15 protein-coding genes are annotated in these 19,016 nt (G+C 66.1%); 11 read left to right on the top strand and 4 right to left on the bottom strand.

The genetic code is table 11. The features are described from left to right. Positions 1-148 precede the first annotated feature (148 nt). The 3 genes from ACS5PJ_RS13575 to ACS5PJ_RS13565 are packed head-to-tail and all read left to right on the top strand — an operon-like array spanning position 149 to position 3,310. Entirely contained in the window at positions 149-817 is a 669-nt protein-coding gene (locus ACS5PJ_RS13575; RefSeq protein WP_439435394.1) for a response regulator transcription factor, read from the top strand. Then, positions 814-2,298, top strand: a complete 1,485-nt coding sequence (locus ACS5PJ_RS13570) for a HAMP domain-containing sensor histidine kinase (RefSeq protein ID WP_439435393.1) — start codon at positions 814-816, stop codon at positions 2,296-2,298. Before ACS5PJ_RS13575 ends, ACS5PJ_RS13570 begins: the two co-directional genes overlap by 4 nt. Further along, on the top strand, positions 2,291-3,310 hold the full coding sequence (locus ACS5PJ_RS13565) for a TAXI family TRAP transporter solute-binding subunit (protein WP_439435392.1): 1,020 nt from the start codon (positions 2,291-2,293) through the stop codon (positions 3,308-3,310). Before ACS5PJ_RS13570 ends, ACS5PJ_RS13565 begins: the two co-directional genes overlap by 8 nt. A 105-nt stretch (positions 3,311-3,415) precedes the next feature. On the opposite strand, the gene ACS5PJ_RS13560 is transcribed toward ACS5PJ_RS13565, so the two are convergent. Further along, entirely contained in the window at positions 3,416-4,930 is a 1,515-nt protein-coding gene (locus ACS5PJ_RS13560; RefSeq protein ID WP_439435391.1) for a helix-turn-helix domain-containing protein, read from the bottom strand. 155 nt (positions 4,931-5,085) lie between these two features. Here ACS5PJ_RS13560 and aceA point away from each other — a divergent pair, with 155 nt between their 5' ends. Further along, a complete protein-coding gene (aceA, locus tag ACS5PJ_RS13555) occupies positions 5,086-6,402 on the top strand; it encodes an isocitrate lyase (RefSeq protein WP_439435390.1) in 1,317 nt (438 codons plus the stop codon). Between the two features lie 110 nt (positions 6,403-6,512). After that, positions 6,513-8,165, top strand: coding sequence for a malate synthase A (aceB, locus tag ACS5PJ_RS13550; protein WP_439435389.1), 1,653 nt, complete (start codon positions 6,513-6,515; stop codon positions 8,163-8,165). A gap of 323 nt (positions 8,166-8,488) precedes the next feature. Here the strand turns inward: aceB and ACS5PJ_RS13545 are convergent, their stop codons facing one another. Continuing rightward, positions 8,489-9,670 carry an MFS transporter gene (locus ACS5PJ_RS13545; RefSeq protein WP_439435388.1) on the bottom strand — a complete coding sequence of 394 codons (1,182 nt, stop codon included), beginning with the start codon at positions 9,668-9,670 and terminating at the stop codon, positions 8,489-8,491. Positions 9,671-9,812: 142 nt separating this feature from the next. Between ACS5PJ_RS13545 and ACS5PJ_RS13540 the strand changes: the two genes are divergently transcribed. Next, positions 9,813-10,772, top strand: coding sequence for a D-2-hydroxyacid dehydrogenase family protein (locus ACS5PJ_RS13540; protein ID WP_439435431.1), 960 nt, complete (start codon positions 9,813-9,815; stop codon positions 10,770-10,772). Between the two features lie 6 nt (positions 10,773-10,778). Here the strand turns inward: ACS5PJ_RS13540 and ACS5PJ_RS13535 are convergent, their stop codons facing one another. Beyond that, a complete protein-coding gene (locus ACS5PJ_RS13535; RefSeq protein ID WP_439435387.1) occupies positions 10,779-11,990 on the bottom strand; it encodes an ROK family protein in 1,212 nt (403 codons plus the stop codon). A 150-nt stretch (positions 11,991-12,140) separates the two neighbouring features. Between ACS5PJ_RS13535 and ACS5PJ_RS13530 the strand changes: the two genes are divergently transcribed. Genes ACS5PJ_RS13530 through ACS5PJ_RS13510 form a run of 5 tightly spaced genes read left to right on the top strand, consistent with a single transcriptional unit; the run spans position 12,141 to position 16,835 of the window. Next, entirely contained in the window at positions 12,141-12,899 is a 759-nt protein-coding gene (locus ACS5PJ_RS13530; protein ID WP_439435386.1) for a sugar phosphate isomerase/epimerase family protein, read from the top strand. Continuing rightward, on the top strand, positions 12,896-14,026 hold the full coding sequence (locus tag ACS5PJ_RS13525) for a Gfo/Idh/MocA family protein (protein ID WP_439435385.1): 1,131 nt from the start codon (positions 12,896-12,898) through the stop codon (positions 14,024-14,026). Before ACS5PJ_RS13530 ends, ACS5PJ_RS13525 begins: the two co-directional genes overlap by 4 nt. Positions 14,027-14,035: 9 nt before the next feature. Then, complete coding sequence (locus ACS5PJ_RS13520) at positions 14,036-15,274, top strand: Gfo/Idh/MocA family protein (protein ID WP_439435384.1); 1,239 nt, start codon at positions 14,036-14,038, stop codon at positions 15,272-15,274. A 1-nt stretch (position 15,275) separates the two neighbouring features. Next, positions 15,276-16,292, top strand: coding sequence for a sugar phosphate isomerase/epimerase family protein (locus ACS5PJ_RS13515; protein ID WP_439435383.1), 1,017 nt, complete (start codon positions 15,276-15,278; stop codon positions 16,290-16,292). A gap of 9 nt (positions 16,293-16,301) precedes the next feature. After that, positions 16,302-16,835 carry a GNAT family N-acetyltransferase gene (locus ACS5PJ_RS13510; protein WP_439435382.1) on the top strand — a complete coding sequence of 178 codons (534 nt, stop codon included), beginning with the start codon at positions 16,302-16,304 and terminating at the stop codon, positions 16,833-16,835. A gap of 28 nt (positions 16,836-16,863) precedes the next feature. Here ACS5PJ_RS13510 and ACS5PJ_RS13505 read toward each other — a convergent pair whose 3' ends face one another. Beyond that, entirely contained in the window at positions 16,864-19,011 is a 2,148-nt protein-coding gene (locus ACS5PJ_RS13505; RefSeq protein WP_439435381.1) for an amylo-alpha-1,6-glucosidase, read from the bottom strand. Between the last annotated feature and the right edge of the window lie 5 nt (positions 19,012-19,016).

Raw genomic sequence — 19,016 nt, 5'->3', positions numbered from 1 at the left:
AGGGACTCCTCCAAGTTATGCGTGAGCCACAGCACAACCTACGTGGCAGGGCATTTCCTAACACTTCCTTAGGTTTCGCCGGGGCCGGGGGGTAATCTCCAAAGCGGGCGGATTGCAGGTGCCCAGTCAACGAAAAAGGGACCGGACCATGGAATTGCTGATCGTCGAGGACGACGACGCCATGGCATCGGCACTGGCCGCCGCGGTGGTGACAGCCGGCCACCACCCCACCCGCGTGGCGCGCGGAGCCGACGCCCTGCTGGTCCACCGGAAGTTCCGGGTGATCCTCCTGGACCTGGGGCTTCCGGACATGGATGGCCTTGAGGTCCTGCGGAAGCTGCGCCAGGTCACCCCGGTGCCGATCCTGATCCTGACAGCGCGCGACGACGAACGCAGCGTGGTGCTCGGCCTGCGGTCCGGAGCGGACGACTACCTCGTCAAGCCTGTGAAGCTCGTTGAGCTTTTGGCCCGCATCGAAGCAGTTACGCGACGGGCGGGCCGTCACGCCGCCACTCCGCAGCAGATCATCGCCCTGCGGGATCTGCAGATCGACCTCGAACGACGCGTGGCAACCCGGGGCTCAGAGGAGCTGCCGTTGACCGCCACGGAGTTCGATCTGCTTGCCCTGCTGGCTGGTCATGCGGGTTCTGTTGTGACCAGGGAACAGATCCTCGACGCGCTGTGGGGCGACGCCTTCGTAGCCACCTCCCGCGCCCTCGACGTCCACCTGACCGGGCTGCGGGCCAAGCTCCAACTGCCCGGCTTCATCATCAACGTCCGTGGCGTGGGGTACCGGATCGAGGCGGACTCCGCGTGAAGCTGCGCGTCCTGGGCATCCTGAGCGTGCTGTCCGTCCTGCTGGTCCTGTTAGGCTCCACCGCCATCCTGGCGTCCGTCAGCCGGGAGCTGACGCAGGAACTCCAGATCAACAGGGTGGCCGCGCTGAACAGGTTCGCGCAGGTGGCCCTGGACGCCACAACCGCTGAGGTTTCAGCGGGGCTCCAGACGGAGATGGACAGATATTCCGAGCTCTATGGCGAGGGAGTCCTGATCCGCCTCCAGCAGGGCACCCTGCGCTCGGGTGGCCTCAGCGAGGACAGAGCCGACGTCGGTGACGCACTGGCCCGGGCGAACCTGAACCTCAGCGACAACACGCTTGCCCCGCTTCAGCCGTTCGGCCCTGGCTCCGAGGTGCTGTCCCGTTCCTTCGGCAGCGCCAGCCAGGTCCTGGGCGAGGTGGTCCTGGAGGTTAATGTGGAAGCCGCCCGGCAGAAACTGCGTGAGCGGTGGCTCATCGTCGGGTTGGCGGCCGCCGCCCTCGCGGCCATGCTCCTCCTGGCTGCTGCCCGCGTGACCCGGTGGGTGCTCCGCCCGGTCCATCGGCTGAACTCGGCCGTGACCGAATTTGAGGCAACCGGCCGGACAGGCCAGCTTCCGGAGGATGGGCCGCCCGAGCTGCGGGAGTTGAGCCGCTCCTTCACCACGATGGCCCGGACCGTCAGCAACAGCCTGGAATCCCAGCGGCAGCTGATCGCCGACACCTCGCACGAGCTCCGCAACCCGGTAGGCGCCCTGCGGCTCAGGATCGATCTGCTCCAGCTGGAACTCCAGACGGCCAGCCAGCAGGACGCGGCGGCCGGGGTCCTGGCGGAACTTGAGCATGTGGAGGACATCCTCGAGGGGGTCCTGAGGCTGGCGGCGGCTGAGCACAGGGCAAGTGAATACCCTGCCGGGAGTCCCCTGCGCGGGTCTTCTAGCAGTACCTGGGGCCAGTCCCAGGCTCCGATCGATCCGGACCCGATCCTCGCGGAGGAAGCCGAAAGGGCCGGACCCGCCGCCCTCCGAAGCGGAGCGACAATCCTGCTGCACAGCCCACCGGAACCAGCCGTGCTCATCGCCGCCAACCCCGTTGAGCTGGCCCAGATGGTGGCGGAACTGATCAACAACGCCGTCAAGTACGCGCCGGGCGCCCACATCTCGATCGGCGCTCTGCGTCGCGGAGGCACCATCACCATCGAAGTGTCCGACGACGGCCCCGGGCTTTCGGCCGACGAACGGGCTGCGGCCACCGGCCGGTTCTGGCGCTCGCCGCGCAACCGCGGCATCGGCGGCAACGGCTTGGGCATGACCATCGTAGACAAACTGGCCAGCGCCAATTCCGGCCGCCTGGTGCTGGCTGAGGCTTCCCCCCACGGCCTGGTTGCGCGCCTCGAGTTTCCCCTCGCAGAGGCCGGGCCGGATGCTGCCGCCGGGCGGGACCCCGCCGCCGGTCCAGGGCAGGCGGCCCCGAATGACTGACTTCAACGGGGCCCATGGTTTTCCGCGCCGGGCTGCCCTCAAGGCCGGCCTGGCAGCCGGCCTGACCGGGCTGCTGCTGCCGGCCCTCAACGGCTGCACACCTGAGGACCGTCCGGACACTGTGACAGTGGCCGGCGGTGAGCCCGGGGGCTTTTATCTGGAGTTCGCCGGACTGCTGGCCGCCTCGCTGCAGCGCTACGGTGCAGCAGGCCAGGCCACGGCGCTGACCACCGGTGGCAGCCTGGACAACATCGAATTCCTGCTCTCGGGCAAGGCAACGTTCGCCATCGCGCTCTCCGACGCGGCTGCCCAGCGCTCAGCGGCGGGTGACACTAACGCCGTCGCAATTTCCGCCGTCGGGAAGGTCTACGAGAACTACGTCCACTGCGTTGTCAGGCGGGACAGCGGGATCCGCGATATTGCCGGGCTGGCGGGCCGGATTGTGGCGGTCGGCGAGCCTGGCTCGGGGACGTCGCTGACCACTCCCCGCCTGATCGAGGCTGCGGGGCTTGGCTCCACGGCTGTTGGCCCCGGCGCACCTGCCACACCAGGAGGGACCGTCAGCGTCCTCAACCTCGGGCTCAACGAGGGACTGGCAGCACTGCAGAACGGGTCCGTGGACGCGCTGTTCTGGTCCGGCGGCGTACCTACGGCGGCCATTGCGTCCGCTCATAGGGACTCGGGGCTGGCCCTCCTGGACCTTTCCCCGCTCCTGCCGTCGCTCCGCGCCAAACACGGCCTTTTCTATGACCGGGTGTTGATCCCGGAGGGTGCCTATCCCGGCATTCCGGCGGTCTGGACCGTAGGCCTGGCGAACCTCCTGCTGTGCCGAAGCGACACGGATGCCCGCACGGTGAAAAAGACTGTGGAGATTCTGGTAAATCATGCCGAGGACCTGGTCCCGCGCTCCAGCCTGGGGGTGCAGTTCCTCAGCCCGGAGTCGCTGATCAACACCCCCGGGCTGCCGCTGCACCCCGCCGCCGCAGCCGCCTACCGGGAGCTGCACGGCTAGGCCGGACGCTCTCTCACTTAATGCAACAAATGCACGAACCCTCTATCACTCTCTTGAAGAGAGTGATAGAGCGCCGCCGGAAAACCGGCAGCAACTGCCAGAGCGTCAGGACCCGGAGTGAGCCTGCAGGAAGCTGTACACCTCGGTCTCGTCAACACCGGGAAACGCGCCGGGGGGCATGGCGGCGAGCAGGTGCGAGTGGGCGCGGGCCGAGGGCCAGGCGTTCCCGGCCCACTCGGTGGCCAGTTCCGCGGGGGGACGCTTGCAGCACTTCGGGTCGGGGCACGTTGAGGTTGCCCGCGCCGTCGTCTCCCGCCCACGGAACCACTTAACGTGCTGGTAAGGCACCCCGATCGACAGTGAGAACTCGCCGTTCGCCGACCGCTCCGTCCGGGCCGTGCACCAGTACGTTCCGGACGGGGTGTCGGTGTACTGGCTGTATGCGCTGAACTTGTCCGGCACATCGAACACAGCCCGCGATGTCCAGGCCTTGCACGACGGCTGGCCCTCAATGGCGCCGGTATGGTCCTGCGGGAACGTCACGCCGTCGTTCTCATACGCCTTGTAGATGATGCCGCTCTGGTGCGTCTTCTGGAAGTGCGTGGTGATGCCCAGGTGCTTCGTGGCCAGGTTCGTGAAGCGGTGCGCTGCGGTCTCGTACGAGACGGCGAAGGCGTCACGGATGTCCTCCACCGCTATTTCCTTGGCGGTTTTGGCTGTCTGCAGGAAGTCCACGGTGGCCTGCTCAGGCAACAGCAAGGCGGCCGCGAAGTAGTTGGTGGCCACCCGCTGGGCCAGGAAGTCGCCATAGTTTTTCGGGGTCTCGTGGCCCAGGACGTAATGCCCCAAAGCCTGCAGCAGGACAGATCTGGGGTCGTGGTCCTGGCGCTGGCTCTGCGTGAGATAAATTCTGCGGTTCTTCAAATCGGTCACAGAGCGGGTGGAATGCGGAAGGTCACCCACGTGGTGCAGGCTGAATCCGAGCGTCTCGGCGATGTCCGCGATCACGTGCTGGCTCAACGGTCCGGAGGTATATCCGACGGCGGCCAGCACCTTCTGCGCTTCGGCCTCGTACTCCGGGAAGTAATTGCCGCGCTCGCGCATCATGGCGCGCAACTCACCGTTCGCGCGGCGGGCCTCCTCCGGCGTCGCAACCTGCTCGTTCAGCCTCCGTTCGAGCTCGTGCAGCAGACCCACCTGGGCCTCCAGCACATCGAGCGGAAGCCGCGAGCTGATGCGGATTTTGGGCAGGTTGAGCGACTCATAAAGGGGCCCGCGCTGGTAACGTTCCAGCTCGATTTCCAGGGCTGCGCGGCGGCTGGGCGGTTCGGCCCCGAGCAGCTGGTCGATGCTCACATTGAAGGCGCCGGCCAGCCCCTGCAGCAGGGAGAGCTTGGGTTCCCGCTTGCCGTTCTCAATCAGGCTCAGCTGACTGGGGGCGGTCCCGACGGCGGCACTCAGGTCATCGAGGGTGTAGCCGGCCTGCTTGCGCAGATGCCGGACACGGCGGCCCAGGCTGATGACGTCCAGTTCCGGGACGGCTGAGGACGACGGCAACGGTGCGGCTTCACGATTCCAGCTTCCAGGCGACATTTCTTGAGGATACGCGAAGAACTGCATTTATTTCCACTGTTTTCCTCTATCGAAGGGTTGTGAAGTGCTGAAAAGTAGTGATCACGGAAAGAAACACCGCACCGGGGGTCGCCGGCCGGAACTGCAACGGAGCAGTTCCTGCCGGCGGATAATCCCCCGGAGCTCAATCAAGGAGATCAACGATGACTGCAGCATTTGAGCCCACCCAGCAGACGCCCGAACAGCAGGCTGCCGCCCTGGAGCTTGAGTGGGCCGCCAATCCCCGCTGGGAAGGGGTGACCCGTGACTACAAGGCCTCGGACGTCGTCAAGCTCCGCGGCCGCGTCTCCGAAGAGCACACCCTGGCCCGACGCGGCTCCGAGAAGCTGTGGAAGCAGCTCACCGAAGAGCACAAGACCGGCGGCTACACGAACGCCCTGGGCGCCCTGACCGGCAACCAGGCCGTGCAGCAGGTCAAAGCCGGCCTGCGCGCCATCTACCTCTCCGGCTGGCAGGTCGCCGCGGACGCCAACAACTCCGGCCACACCTACCCGGACCAGTCCCTCTACCCGGCCAACTCTGTCCCCACCGTGGTCCGCCGCATCAACAACGCTTTGCTCCGGGCCGACCAGATCGAGTTCTCCGAGGGTGTCCAGACTGTTGAGGACTGGATGGTCCCGATCGTTGCCGACGCCGAGGCCGGTTTCGGTGGCCCGCTGAACGCCTACGAGCTCATGAAGTCCATGATCCAGGCCGGCGCCGCAGGCGTGCACTGGGAAGACCAGCTCGCCTCGGAGAAGAAGTGCGGCCACCTCGGCGGCAAGGTCCTCATCCCCACCCAGCAGCACGTCCGCACGCTGAACGCCGCCCGCCTCGCCGCGGACGTCGCCGGCACCCCGTCCGTGGTCATCGCCCGCACCGACGCCGAGGCAGCCACCCTGATCACCTCCGACGTCGATCCCCGCGACCAGGAATTCGTCACCGGCGAACGCACCCCGGAAGGTTTCTACAAGGTACGCAACGGCATCGAACCCTGCATCGCCCGCGCCAAGGCCTACGCCCCGTACTCCGACCTCATCTGGATGGAGACGGGCACCCCGGACCTGGAGCTGGCCAAGAAGTTCGCCGAGGCCGTCAAGGCCGACTTCCCGGACCAGATGCTCTCCTACAACTGCTCGCCGTCGTTCAACTGGCGCAAGCACCTGGACGATGCCACCATCGCCAAGTTCCAGCGTGAACTCGGCGCCATGGGCTTCACGTTCCAGTTCATCACCCTGGCCGGCTTCCACGCCCTGAACTACTCAATGTTCGATCTCGCCCACGGTTACGCCCGTGAAGGCATGAGCGCGTACGTCGAGCTCCAGGAAAAGGAATTCGCCTCCGAATCCCGCGGCTACACCGCAACCAAACACCAGCGCGAAGTCGGCACCGGCTACTTCGACGACATCGCCACTGCGCTCAACCCGAACGCATCCACCCTCGCCTTGGTCGGATCGACCGAAGAGGGCCAGTTCCACTAAGACTTTCCCCACCCTTCCCCACCCGTTGCTCTATCACTTTTGGTCCTTATCAAGCCGTTTTGGCAACCAAAAGTGATAGAGCAACAGTGGACTTTTAAGGAGCAAACGCCATGAACAGCTTTACTGACGACTTCACGATCAACGGAATCACCATGACCGCTCAGCCCATCTGCCGGCAGAACGAGGTTCTTACTCCGGACGCTCTGGAGTTCGTCGCGAAACTGCACCGGGCCACTGCCGAGCGCCGGCAGGAACTGCTGCAGGCACGGCGGACCCGGCGGGCCGAGATCGCTGCCGGCCAGGACCCCCGGTTCCTCCGGGAAACCGAGGACATCCGCAACGACCCGTCCTGGCGTGTCGCTCCCCCGGCCCCGGGCCTGGAGGACCGCCGCGTGGAAATCACCGGACCCGTGGACCAGAAAATGACCATCAACGCCCTGAACTCCGGCGCGAAGGTCTGGCTCGCGGACATGGAGGACTCCTCCACCCCCACCTGGCGCAACATCATCAAAGGGCAGCTGAACCTCACCGACGCCCTGGAACGCCGGATCGATTTCACCTCCCCCGAAGGCAAGGAATACAAGCTCCGCCCCGCCGGCGAACTGCCCACCATCGTGGTCCGCCCCCGCGGCTGGCACCTGCCCGAGAAGCACATGATCATCGACGGCGCCCCGATCGCCGGCGGCATCGTGGACTTCGGCCTGTTCTTCTTCCACAACGCCCGCCGCCTCCTGGCCCAGGGCAAAGGCCCCTACTTCTACCTGCCCAAGATCGAGAACCACCTCGAAGCACGGCTGTGGAACGACATCTTCATCCTCGCCCAGGACCTGCTCGGCATCCCGCAGGGCACCATCCGCGCCACCGTGCTGATCGAAACCATCACCGCCGCGTTCGAAATGGAGGAGATCCTCTACGAACTGCGCGATCACGCCGCAGGCCTGAACGCCGGCCGCTGGGACTACATCTTCTCCCTGATCAAGAACTTCCGCACCCGCGGCCCCCGCTTCGTCCTCCCGGACCGCGGCCAGGTGACCATGACCCAGCCCTTCATGCGCGCCTACACCGAGCAGCTGGTCCGCGCCTGCCACAAGCGCGGCGCCATGGCCATCGGAGGCATGGCAGCAGCAGTCCCCAACCGCAAGGACGAAGCCGCCAACACCAACGCCTTCGAGAAGGTCCGTGCCGACAAGACGCGCGAGGCCAACGACGGCTTCGACGGCTCCTGGGTGGCGCACCCGGACCTCGTGCCGGTCTGCCGCGAGGTGTTCGACTCCATCCTCGGCGAACGCCCCAACCAGCTCGAACGCACCCGCGAGGACGTGATCCCGGACGACGCCGCCCTCATCAACGTGGCTGCCACCGAAGGGACCATCACCGAGCAGGGCATCCGGAACAACATCGAAGTAGGCATCCGCTACATCGAATCCTGGCTCCGGGGCAACGGTGCAGTGGCCATCCACAACCTCATGGAGGACGCCGCCACCGCGGAAATCTCCCGCTCCCAGCTCTGGCAGTGGATGTACGCCTCCGCCATCACCGATCACGGCGAAATAATCACCCACCACTGGATCGAGGAACTCCTCGACGAAGAGTTCGCCCGACTGGAACGCTTCGACGGCGACCGCTTCGAGGACGCCCGCGACATCTTCGAAGAGGTCACGCTCGCCCAGGACTTCCCCTCGTTCCTCACCCTCCCGGCCTACGCCCGCTACCTCACGGAAGCCAAAACAAAGGCCTCCGCAGAGGAACTCGCCGCCGCTTAAAGGCAGCAGCCACAGAATTCCGTCCGCCGGGCCGGCACGCCCTTCGCAACAGGAACCCCGAGATCCGGGGAGCCGGCCCGGCGACGGAAGCACCTTTCAACACGAGCCGACGCCGGGACGCACCATAGCGGCACACCCCTGGCGACGCTCTCTCACTTAACGCAGGAAAACCCGGCACGCTCTATCACTCTCCAGAAGAGAGTGATAGAGCGTGCCGGCGTTTGCGGCAGGATCTGCCAGAGCATCGGGAGTGGAGTGGCGGTAGTGAAGTGGAGTGGCGGGCAAGGTACGGGAAAGGAAGAGTACGACGTCGGCGGGGCGGGTCAGCGGCCCTTGGGCACCAGCCGCACGGAGAGGGTGGTACTGAGGAAGAAGGCCAGCGTCGAGGCCAGGATCAGCAGCAGCGCCGGCGTCCAGGAACCGGTGGCGCCGTGGACGAACCCGACAAGGGGCGGGGCCACGGCAGCGAAGCAGTACCCGATCCCCTGGACGGTGGCGGACATCCGGCCGGCCGACGCCTGGTCCCGGGCCAGTTTGATGATGGCAATGAAAATCAGGGTGATGCCCCCGCCCTGGGCAACGCCGCCAAAGGTGGACCAGAGCCACCACAGCTGCGGCGCGAGCATCAGCCCGCCCGGCACCGTCACCCACAGCACTCCCAAGGTGACCGCCGTCGTCGTCGTACTGAAATATTTGGTGGCAAGCGGGACACCGAGCCCGCCGACGATGGCGAAAATCTGGAACAGCGAGGACCCTGCACCGGCGGCCGAAGCCGACATCGCCAGCTCATCGTTGAGGTAGCTCGGCAGCCAGGCGGTCACGGCGTAGTAGGAAAAAGCCTGTCCGGCGAAGCCTGCGGTAAGTCCTGCGGTGATCCAGCCGGAACCCTTGACCGCCGGATGCTCCTGTCCGCCGGGAACCACGTCCGCGGAGGGGACAAAGGCGGTGCGGGGACCTACTGCGAACGTCCAGAAGACGATCGCCGCCACCGCCAGAATGCCGACGGATGCGAGGGAGAGCTGCCAACCGGCCAGCTCGGCGAGCGGCGCCGCCACCATGGATGTCAGGAACGATCCGATGTTCAGGGCCGCCGTGTAGACACCCATTGCGGTGCCCTGGCGCCGCGGCGAGAAGTCACGGCGGACTATCAAGGGAACCGCGATATTGCCGATGGTGATGGCCAGGCCAATCATCACCGTTCCCACCAGCACGAGCGCCGGACCGCCGGCCGAGCGGACGATCACTCCGGCCAGTACGCCCAGGATGGTGAGCGACACGGCGAATTCGGCGCCCAAACGCCGCGTCGTCAGGGACGCCAGCGGGGCAGCGAGCGCAAAGCAAAGCACGGGGATGCTGGTGAGGAGCCCGAGTACCACGGGCGAAAAGCCGAGGTCCGCCTGCATGACATCCACTACGGGAGCCACGGCCACGAACGGTCCGCGCAGGTTCAGTGCGAGCAGTCCGATGCAGGCAAGCAGGATCCAGGATTTCGGAACTTTTGCCATGAACTGCCCGCTCACCGGATCTCCGGGAGGCTTAAAAGTGATTTCATCACTCCATTGCTATCACGCCCTTCCCTTCAAGCAGCCCCGGACGAGGGGGCCTAGGATGAACATCACGGCCCAGCACACGGACGAAGGACCAGACATGCAGCAGCGGCTTGCCATCCTTGACGACTACCAGGACGTAGCGCACGGCTTCGCCGACTGGGCCTCCTTGGAGCAGGCAGGCGTCTTGACGTCCGTCTTCCGTGAACCGTTCCAGTCCCCGGATGCGCTGGTGGCAGCGCTCGTCGACTGCCAGATCGTCGTGGCTATGCGGGAGCGGACGCCCTTCCCCCGCGCCGTGCTGGAGAAACTTCCCGCCCTCAAACTGCTCGTCACCACCGGCATGGCGAACGCCGCCATCGACGTTGAAGCGGCCGGCGAACTCGGCATCACCGTGTGCGGCACGCCTGGTTCCCCCACCGCCGCCCCGGAACTGACCTGGGCCCTGCTCCTGGCGCTTGCCCGCAATCTCCCGGCCGAGGAGAACTCACTGCGGGCCGGAACCTGGCAGACGTCGGTGGGAACCGAGCTTGCAGGGAAGACACTGGGGATAGTGGGCCTGGGCAGGATCGGGCGGCGGATCGCAACCTACGGGCAGGCCTTCGGCATGGAAGTGCTGGCCTGGAGCCAGAACCTGACCGCTGAGGCGGCGAAAGAGGCGGGCGCCCGGAAAGTCAGCAAGGAAGAGCTTTTCAGGAATTCCGACGTCGCCACCCTCCACCTGCGGCTCTCTCCCCGCTCCGAGGGGATTGTGGGCGAACCGGAACTGCGGCTGCTCGGGCCGGAAGGCCTTTTGGTGAACACCGCGAGGGGACCCTTGATCAACCAGGACGCCTTGGTGCGCGCCTTGAACGAAGGCTGGATCCGGGGAGCTGCCCTTGACGTGTTCGACGAAGAGCCGCTCCCGGCGGGCAACCCCCTCCTCGGCGCCCCGAACACCGTGCTGTCCCCGCACCTTGGCTACGTCACCCGGGAGAGTTACAGCCAGTTCTATGGTGGCGCTTTTGAGGATGTCAGCGCGTGGCTTGCGGGGTCGCCGGTCCGCGTACTCAGTCCCTGAAGCGCGTTAGCCAGCCGCCTGGAGCGTCGCCTCGACGGCGGCCGGCGAGAGGACGTACTGGGTGACCATCTGGCTTGCCCCGAGGATCGCGGCCTGGTCTCCGGCCACGGAGAGGGCGATCCTCAGATTCGTTGTTGCCAACGGCAGCGAGCGGCGGTAAACCACTTCCCGGACACCCGCCATGAGGTGTTCGCCGGTCTGGCCCAAACTTCCGCCGATGACGATGACTGAAGGATTGAGCAGGTTCACCACCGTGGCCAGCACATCCCCCAGGTCGCGGCCTGCCTGGCGCAAGGCCTGGATGGCCTGCAGGTTGCCCTCGTCGACCAGCCGCCGGACGTCGCTGCCCTTGCTCGCCGGAACGCCACGGCGGCTAAGTTCCGCGGCAAGTGCTGGCCCGGACGCAAGCGCCTCCAGGCAACCGGTGTTGCCACAACGGCACATGACCTCGTCACCGCGGGGTACCCGGACGTGGCCAAGATCGCCCGCTGTGCCGTTGGCTCCGCGCTGCAGTTCACCGTTGCCGATAATCCCTGCACCGATGCCGGTAGCCACCTTGATAAACAGGAAATTGCTGTGCTCGGGCCAGTGCGCGGTACGTTCTCCCAGCGCCATGATGTTGACATCGTTATCCACCAGCACCGGCACCGGCAGCGAGCGCTGGACGTAACTGACGACGTCGAACCCGTCCCAGCCCGGCATGATGGGGGGCTTCACCGGCCGTCCGGTGTTGTGCTCCACCGGACCGGGCAGGCCGATGCCGATGCCTGACAGGTCCGAGGCGGTCCGGCCGGCCTTGGCGAGGAGCGCCAGGCCCTCGCCCACCACCCGGTCCAGCACAGCCTCGGGGCCGGCAGCAACATCCTGGGCCAGGCGCTGTTCGGCCAGCACCCGCCCGCTGAGATCGGTGACGGCAACGATCACGTGGGTGGCCCCGACGTCGACCGCCAGCACGGTCCGTGCCGCGGGGTTGAAGGCAAAGCGCGACGGCGGCCTGCCGCCACTGGAATTAGCCTCCCCCGCGGGACCCACCAGTCCGGACAGGAGCAAGGCATCGATCCGGGACGCCACAGTGGAACGCGCCAGCCCTGTGGTCAGGGCAAGTTCGGCGCGGGTCCTCGCCTTTCCGTCCCGCAACAGCTGGAACAGGTCACCGGCGCGCGCCAGGCTGCCTCCTGCGTCGGCTGCAGCCGGTTGGGGGCCAAGGTTCAAGGTCATGAAACATGAATAACACACGGTGCTTCTGCATGTCACGCGAGGAAAGGAAATGGACTCGCAAGCATCTTTTGCTTGACGCCCGGCAAAAGTGGTCCTAGCTTGGGAGGAATCGTTCTTGGTTGAACCGTCTTCAGATTTCAGGAGAGCCCCATGCCGTACTCACTCCAGCTGTACACCCTGCGCAATGCCATCCAGGAGGACCTGCCTGGCACCATCCGGCGGGTCGCCGGGATCGGCTTCACGCAGGTGGAGCCGTACAACTTCGTCGCCACTGCCAAGGAACTTGGCGCTGCCCTGAAGGAGAACGGCCTCACCGCGCCGTCCGGCCACGCACCCCTGCTTAGCCAGGACCAGGATGAAATCTTCGCCGCTGCCAGGGATCTGGGCATCAGCACGGTCATTGACCCGTTCATCGCGGCCGACCGCTGGCAGACTGCTGAGGACATCCAGGCAACCGCAGCCGGACTCAACGCCGCCGCCAAAAAGGGCTCTGAATACGGCATCCGCGTGGGTTACCACAACCATGCATGGGAGTTGGAGTCCACCATCGAGGGGCGCACGGCCTTGGAGTACTTCGCCGATCTGCTGGACCCCGAACTCGTCCTTGAGGTGGACACCTACTGGGTGGCCGTGGGCGGACAGGACCCCGTGGACATCCTGACCAAACTCGGGGACCGCGTGAAACTCATCCACATCAAGGACGGCCCGCTGACCACTGAAACCAAGTCCCAGCTGCCAGCCGGGAAGGGCAAGGTTGCCGTCCTGGATGTCATCGCCGCGGCACAATCCCTGGAGACCGGCGTCGTTGAGTTTGATGACTATGACGGTGACATTTTCGAAGGGATCGCCGAGAGCCTCGCCTTCCTGAACGCCGCCGACGCTGCGGCAGCCGGGACCGGCAAGTCGTGAGCGCGGTACGAACGGGGGACGGATCAGGCCGGGGGCCGGTGGGCGTCGCCGTCATCGGCGCCGGAAACATCAGCAAGCAGTATCTGGACAACCTCACTGTTTTCCCCGACCTCAAAGTGCTCGTCATTGCCGACCTCTTCGAGGAAGCCGCCCAGGCGCGTGCCAGGGAATACGGCATCCCCGAGTGGGGCGGCGTTGACGCCGCACTGAACCATCCCGACGTCGAAATCATCGTCAACCTGACCATCCCGGCCGCCCACGTGGAGGTGGCCACCGCCGCCGTCAGGGCAGGGAAGCATGTCTGGACCGAAAAGCCGTTCTCGCTGGACCGGGATTCGGGGCTTGGACTGCTCAAGACCGCCGACGACGCCGGGATCCGCCTCGGCTGTGCCCCGGACACCTTCCTCGGGGCAGGACTGCAGACCTCCCGGCGGATCATCGAACGCGGCGACATCGGCACCCCGCTGACTGCGATGACGACCTTCCAGACCCCAGGCCCGGAGTCATGGCACCCCAATCCTGCGTTCCTGTTCCAGTACGGCGCGGGGCCGCTGTTCGACATGGGCCCGTACTACCTCACCACCCTGGTCCAGACGTTCGGGTCCATCCGCAAGGTGGCGGCGATCGGCTCCAAGTCCAAGGAAGTCCGGGTCATCGGCTCCGGCCCCAAGCTGGGCGAGGAATTCACCGTTGACGTACCCACGCACGTGTCCGCGATGGCGCAGTTCGAAAGCGGCGCATCCTCCCACAGCGTCTTCTCCTTCGAGTCTCCGCGCGTCCGGATGGGTTTCGTGGAAATCACCGGCACCGAGGCCACGCTCTCCCTCCCGGACCCTAACCACTTCGACGGCGACCTCCGGCTCTGGCGGGCCGGGGACGATGACTGGACCATAATCCCCGCCACCGGCCCGGCGAACGGCCGCGGCATGGGCGTCCTGGACATGGCGCGTTCACTCCGTGCCGGTGTCCCCCACCGCGCCACGGGCAAGCTGGCTTACCACGTGCTGGACGCCATGGTCTCGATCTCCGAGTCCGTGGACTCCGGCACGTTCGTGGCCGTCGACAGCTCCGCTCCCGCGTCCCCGGCCCTCCCCGAGGACTGGGCCCCGGAAACTGCCACCCTCTAGGAACTGACCATGACTCCACCGGAATCACTCCCCACAAGCCCGCACCCGGAAGGGAAACCGCTGGGTGTGGCGATGATCGGCTACGCGTTTATGGGCAAGGCCCATTCCCATGCGTGGCGCAATGTGGCCAGCTACTTCGATGTCCCGGCTTTCGAGCAGAAAGTCCTGGTGGGCCGGGACGCCGCCGGGGTGGCCGAGGCCGCTGCGAAGTACGGCTGGGCTGAGACTGCCACGGACTGGCGCACTGTCCTGGGCCGGGACGACATCCACATCGTGGATATCTGCGCTCCGGGATGGCTGCACGCCGAGATCGCGATCGCGGCCCTCGAGGCGGGCAAGCACGTGCTCTTGGAGAAGCCGCTCGCCAACACCCTTGAGGAAGCTGAAGCCATGACCGCCGCTGCCCAGGCAGCCAGGGCCCGGGGCGTCCAGTCCATGGTCGGGTTCACCTACCGCCGGGTCCCCGCCCTTGCCCTGGCGAAGGAACTGATCGCCGAGGGCCGGCTGGGGACCGTCCGGCACGTCCGCGCCGCCTACCTCCAGGACTGGCTCGCGGACGAAACAGCACCCATGACCTGGCGGCTCAGGAAGGAGTCGGCGGGTTCCGGAGCGCTCGGTGACATCGCCAGCCACGCCATCGACCAGGTCCTGTTCCTGCTCGGGGACACGGCCACCGAGGTGTCCGGCCGGACGCACACGTTCACCACCCGCCGCCCCCGTGCAAGTGGTCCCGAGGACGGGCTGGAGGACGTAACGGTCGACGACGCCGCCTGGTTAACCCTCTCGCTCGCCTCAGGGGCAATCGCCTCAGTGGAGGTATCCCGGGTGGCCACCGGCCGGAAGAACTCGCTGCAGCTGGAGGTCTACGGCGACAAAGGATCCATCCTTTTCGACCTCGAAAACCTCAACGAACTCCGCTTCCTCGATGCCACCGCACCGGCCCGGGAACAGGGCTACCGCCGGATCCTGGTCACCGAACCCGAACACCCCTACCTTCAAGCGTGGTGGCCGCAGGGCCACATCATCGGCTGGGAACACGCCTTCACCCACCAGGTCCGCGACTTCCTGCTGGCCATCGGCAACGGAACCCCGCCCACGTCGTCGTTCGACGACGGACTCGCAGTCCAGCGCATCCTGGCCGCCGTGGAGGAATCCGCCGCCGCGAACAGCACCCTCATCAACCTGGCCCACGCCGTCCAGCCCGTACACAACGCACCCGCAGACACCGCCCCCGCAGAAGGAGCCTGACATGCCCCGCCCGTACACCCTGTTCACCGGTCAGTGGGCCGACCTCCCCTTCGAGGAAGTCGCGCGCCTGGCATCCGGCTGGGGCTACGACGGCCTGGAAATCGCCGTCTCCGGGGACCACCTGGACGCCTGGCGCTGGGACGAACCCGGCTACGTCGAGTCCAAACTCGCCGTCCTGGACAAGTACAACCTCAAGGTCTGGGCCATCTCCAACCACCTCAAGGGCCAGGCCGTGTGCGACGACCCCATCGACTTCCGCCACGAAGCCATCGTCGGGTCCAAGGTATGGGGCGACGGGGACCCTGAGGGCGTCCGCACCCGCGCCGCCGAGGAAATGAAACACACCGCCCGGCTCGCCAAAGCACTCGGCGTGGACACCGTCGTCGGCTTCACCGGCTCCTCCATCTGGCAGTACGTGGCGATGTTCCCGCCCGTCCCGGAGAAGGTCATCGACGCCGGATACCAGGACTTCGCGGACCGTTGGAACCCCATCCTGGACGTCTTCGACGAATGCGGGGTCCGCTTCGCCCACGAGGTCCACCCGAGTGAGATCGCCTACGACTACTGGACCACGGTCCGGACCCTCGAAGCGATCGGCCACCGCGAGGCGTTCGGCCTGAACTGGGACCCCTCGCACATGATGTGGCAGGGCATGGACCCGGTCTCCTTCATCTGGGACTTCAAGGACCGGATCTACCACGTGGACTGCAAGGACACCAAGCTCCGCCAGACCGGCCGGAACACCGTCCTCGGCTCCCACCTGGCCTGGGGCGACCCCCGCCGCGGCTGGGACTTCGTCTCCGCCGGCCGCGGCGACGTGCCGTGGGAATCATCCTTCCGGGCGTTGGCTGCCATCGGCTACGACGGCCCCATCTCCATCGAATGGGAAGACGCAGGCATGGACCGCCTCCACGGCGCCCCCGAAGCCCTCGCCGCGCTCAAAAACTTCGACTTCCCCGCCTCGAACACCTCCTTCGACGCCGCCTTCAGCACCAAACCCCAGGGGGATCGCACGTAGAATCCCTCCATGAGCCACACCATCCGAAAGGCAACAGCGGACGACGCCGGACCGCTCGCCGCACTCGCGGCCGTCACGTTCCCACTGGCCTGCCCGCCGTCGGCCTCACCTGAGGACATTGCCGCCCACCTGGCCAATACGCTCAGCGAACGGCACTTCCGGAGCTACCTTGCCGACCCGGCTGTCACCATCCTGGTCATCGACTCCGACGGTGGACTGCGGGGCTACAGCCTGCTCGTGAACCGGCCGGCGGAGGACCCGGACGTGGCCTCCGCCCTGACGGTCCTTCCGTCAGTCGAGCTGAGCAAATGCTATGTCCACCCTGAGCACCACGGGCTGGGCGCCGCAGCTGAATTGATGCACGCCAGCCTCGAGGCAGCGGCGGGAACCGGTGCAGCCGGGGTGTGGCTCGGGGTCAACAGCCAGAACGCCCGTGCCATCCGGTTCTACGAAAAGTCAGGCTTCCGTAAAGTGGGCAGCAAGTCGTTCCGGCTGGGCACCACCGTGGAGCACGATTTTGTCCTGGAGCGCGCCGTTCCCTGACAGAACCGTTGCCTGACAAGTGCCTTCCCTAGCCGCCGGCCCGGCCACCGAAGCCTTCGTCCAGCGGGGGACGGGGCTCCTTCAACAGCTTCAGTCCCGGGGGCAGGCCCTCGATGCTCCCCTCGGTCCGGTTGGCACTGATGGTGATCCGGTCGTGCCCCAGACGGACGTTTTCGGCCCTGAAGTCACCCTTTTCCTCGGCAAGGATGGGGGCCAGGTGAACAACACCGCGGGTAAAGTCCGGATCAAAACGCAGCAGGATCCGGGCAAGCTGGATGGGTGCCGCTGCTGCCCAGGCCTGCGGGGAACAGGCGGTGGGATACGGGACGGGGCCATAGAACTCGGTCCGGTCAAAGCCGCAGAAGAGTTCCGGCAGTTGCCCGTCAAAATGGGCGGCCGCGTCGAAAATTCCGCGCGCCACACGCTTTGCCTCGGCCACAAAGCCATAGCGCATGAGACCGGTGGCAACCAGGGCCGAGTCGTGGGGCCAGACCGATCCGTTGTGGTAGCTCACGGGGTTGTAGGCGCCCATGTTCGAGGCCAGCGTGCGGATCCCCCAACCGGTGAACATCTCCGGCGACATCAGGTGTTCCACCACCGACGGGGCTTTATCCTCATCGACGATGCCCACCCAGAGGCAGTGGCCCATGTTTGACGTGCAGGCGTCCACCGGATTTTTGTCCTTATCCAGTGCCACGGCGAAATAGCCCTTGTCCGGCAGCCAGAATTTCTCGTTGAAGGCCTTCTTCAGCGTGACAGCGCGCTCAGCCCAGTAGGACTCTTTTTCGGTGTCCCCGGCTGAGCGTGCCAGCAGAGAGCGGGCCACATAGGCGGAATAGACGTACCCCTGGACCTCGCACAACGCGATGGGAGGCTCGGCCATCCGCCCGTCCGCAAAGTTGATCCCGTCCCAGGAGTCCTTCCACCCCTGGTTCAGCAGCCCGTGCGGATTCGGACGAAGGTACTCCACGAAACCGTCGCCGTCGCGGTCCCCGTACTTTTCCATCCATTCAAGTGCCCGGTCTGCATGCGGCAACAGGGATTCGATCACGTCATCCGAGAGACCCCAGCGGCTGAGCTCACCCAGCACGCTGACGAACAGGGGTGTGGCGTCTGCGGTGCCGTAATACGCGGTCCCGCCCAGAGCCATGCCGGCCGTCACGCCCAGCCTCACCTCGTGCGGAATGCGGCCGGGCTCTTCTTCGGAATCGTCATCCACTTTGGTGCCCTGGATGGCTGCCAGCGTCTGCAGGGTGCCGACCGCCAGAGTTGAGTCCACCAGGAGGGACATGTAGGAGGACAGGAGCGAATCCCGCCCGAACAGCGCCATGAACCAGGGCGCACCGGCCGCCACGGCGGCACGGTCCGGGTGCTGGGCGTCGAAGATCCGCAGTGATCCCAGATCGGCCTGGCTCCGCAGCAGTGTGGCCTCAATACTGCTGTCCCCCATGGAGATCCGGGGGACGTTTTCTTCCCACGCCAGGTGCCGCTGCACGCCCTCACGGTGGCGGGGCAGTCCCGCCTCTGTGAAGGGCTCCTTGGGGGCTATGCGGTTGATCAGGGGGACCACTATGACGGACGTGGACCATTTGCCCCTTGCCGGGATGGTCGCGCGGAAACGCAAAGCGTCCTCAGCGACTTCTGCGCCCGCGGCCCGTACCGCTGATCCACGCCGCTGGCCGTTGCGGACGGCTTCGACCACGAGCTCGCCGTCACGGACACTCCTCGTCAGGGCGGCCTCGGTGCTGAGGCGTCCGCCCTTGACGTCGAAGAGGTCCGCCTGGTCTGCGTCCACCAGGAGTTCGATCTCGCATTCGACAGGCTCCGAGGAATAGTTCTCCAGGGTGATGTCGTCCTGGAGGCCAGGTCCGATGTGCCGGTCCTGGCGGACCACAAGCGGACTGTCGAACCGGCCGTCCGGCCACTTTGCCCGGCCCACGAAGGTGGCCTCATAGGCATCGGGACGATGAGCCACAAGGGGTTCGCGCAGTGCGCCGTTAATCCGGAGAATCCAGCGTGACACAATCCGGGTGTCCTGGTAGAACGCTCCGTTGGTTCCGCCCTCAGGGCTGATATCGCCGCTGTGGGCGGAAATGCAGAACGAAGACCCTTCCACCAGCGTTACTGCGTCGGTTCCGCCGATATCGGCTTCAGTGTCGGCGTTCCAGGCAGTCATTAGAT

The organism is Pseudarthrobacter cremeus (genome assembly GCF_051857465.1).
Taxonomy (GTDB): domain Bacteria; phylum Actinomycetota; class Actinomycetes; order Actinomycetales; family Micrococcaceae; genus Arthrobacter.
This window is presented reverse-complemented; position numbering and strand designations above follow the sequence as displayed.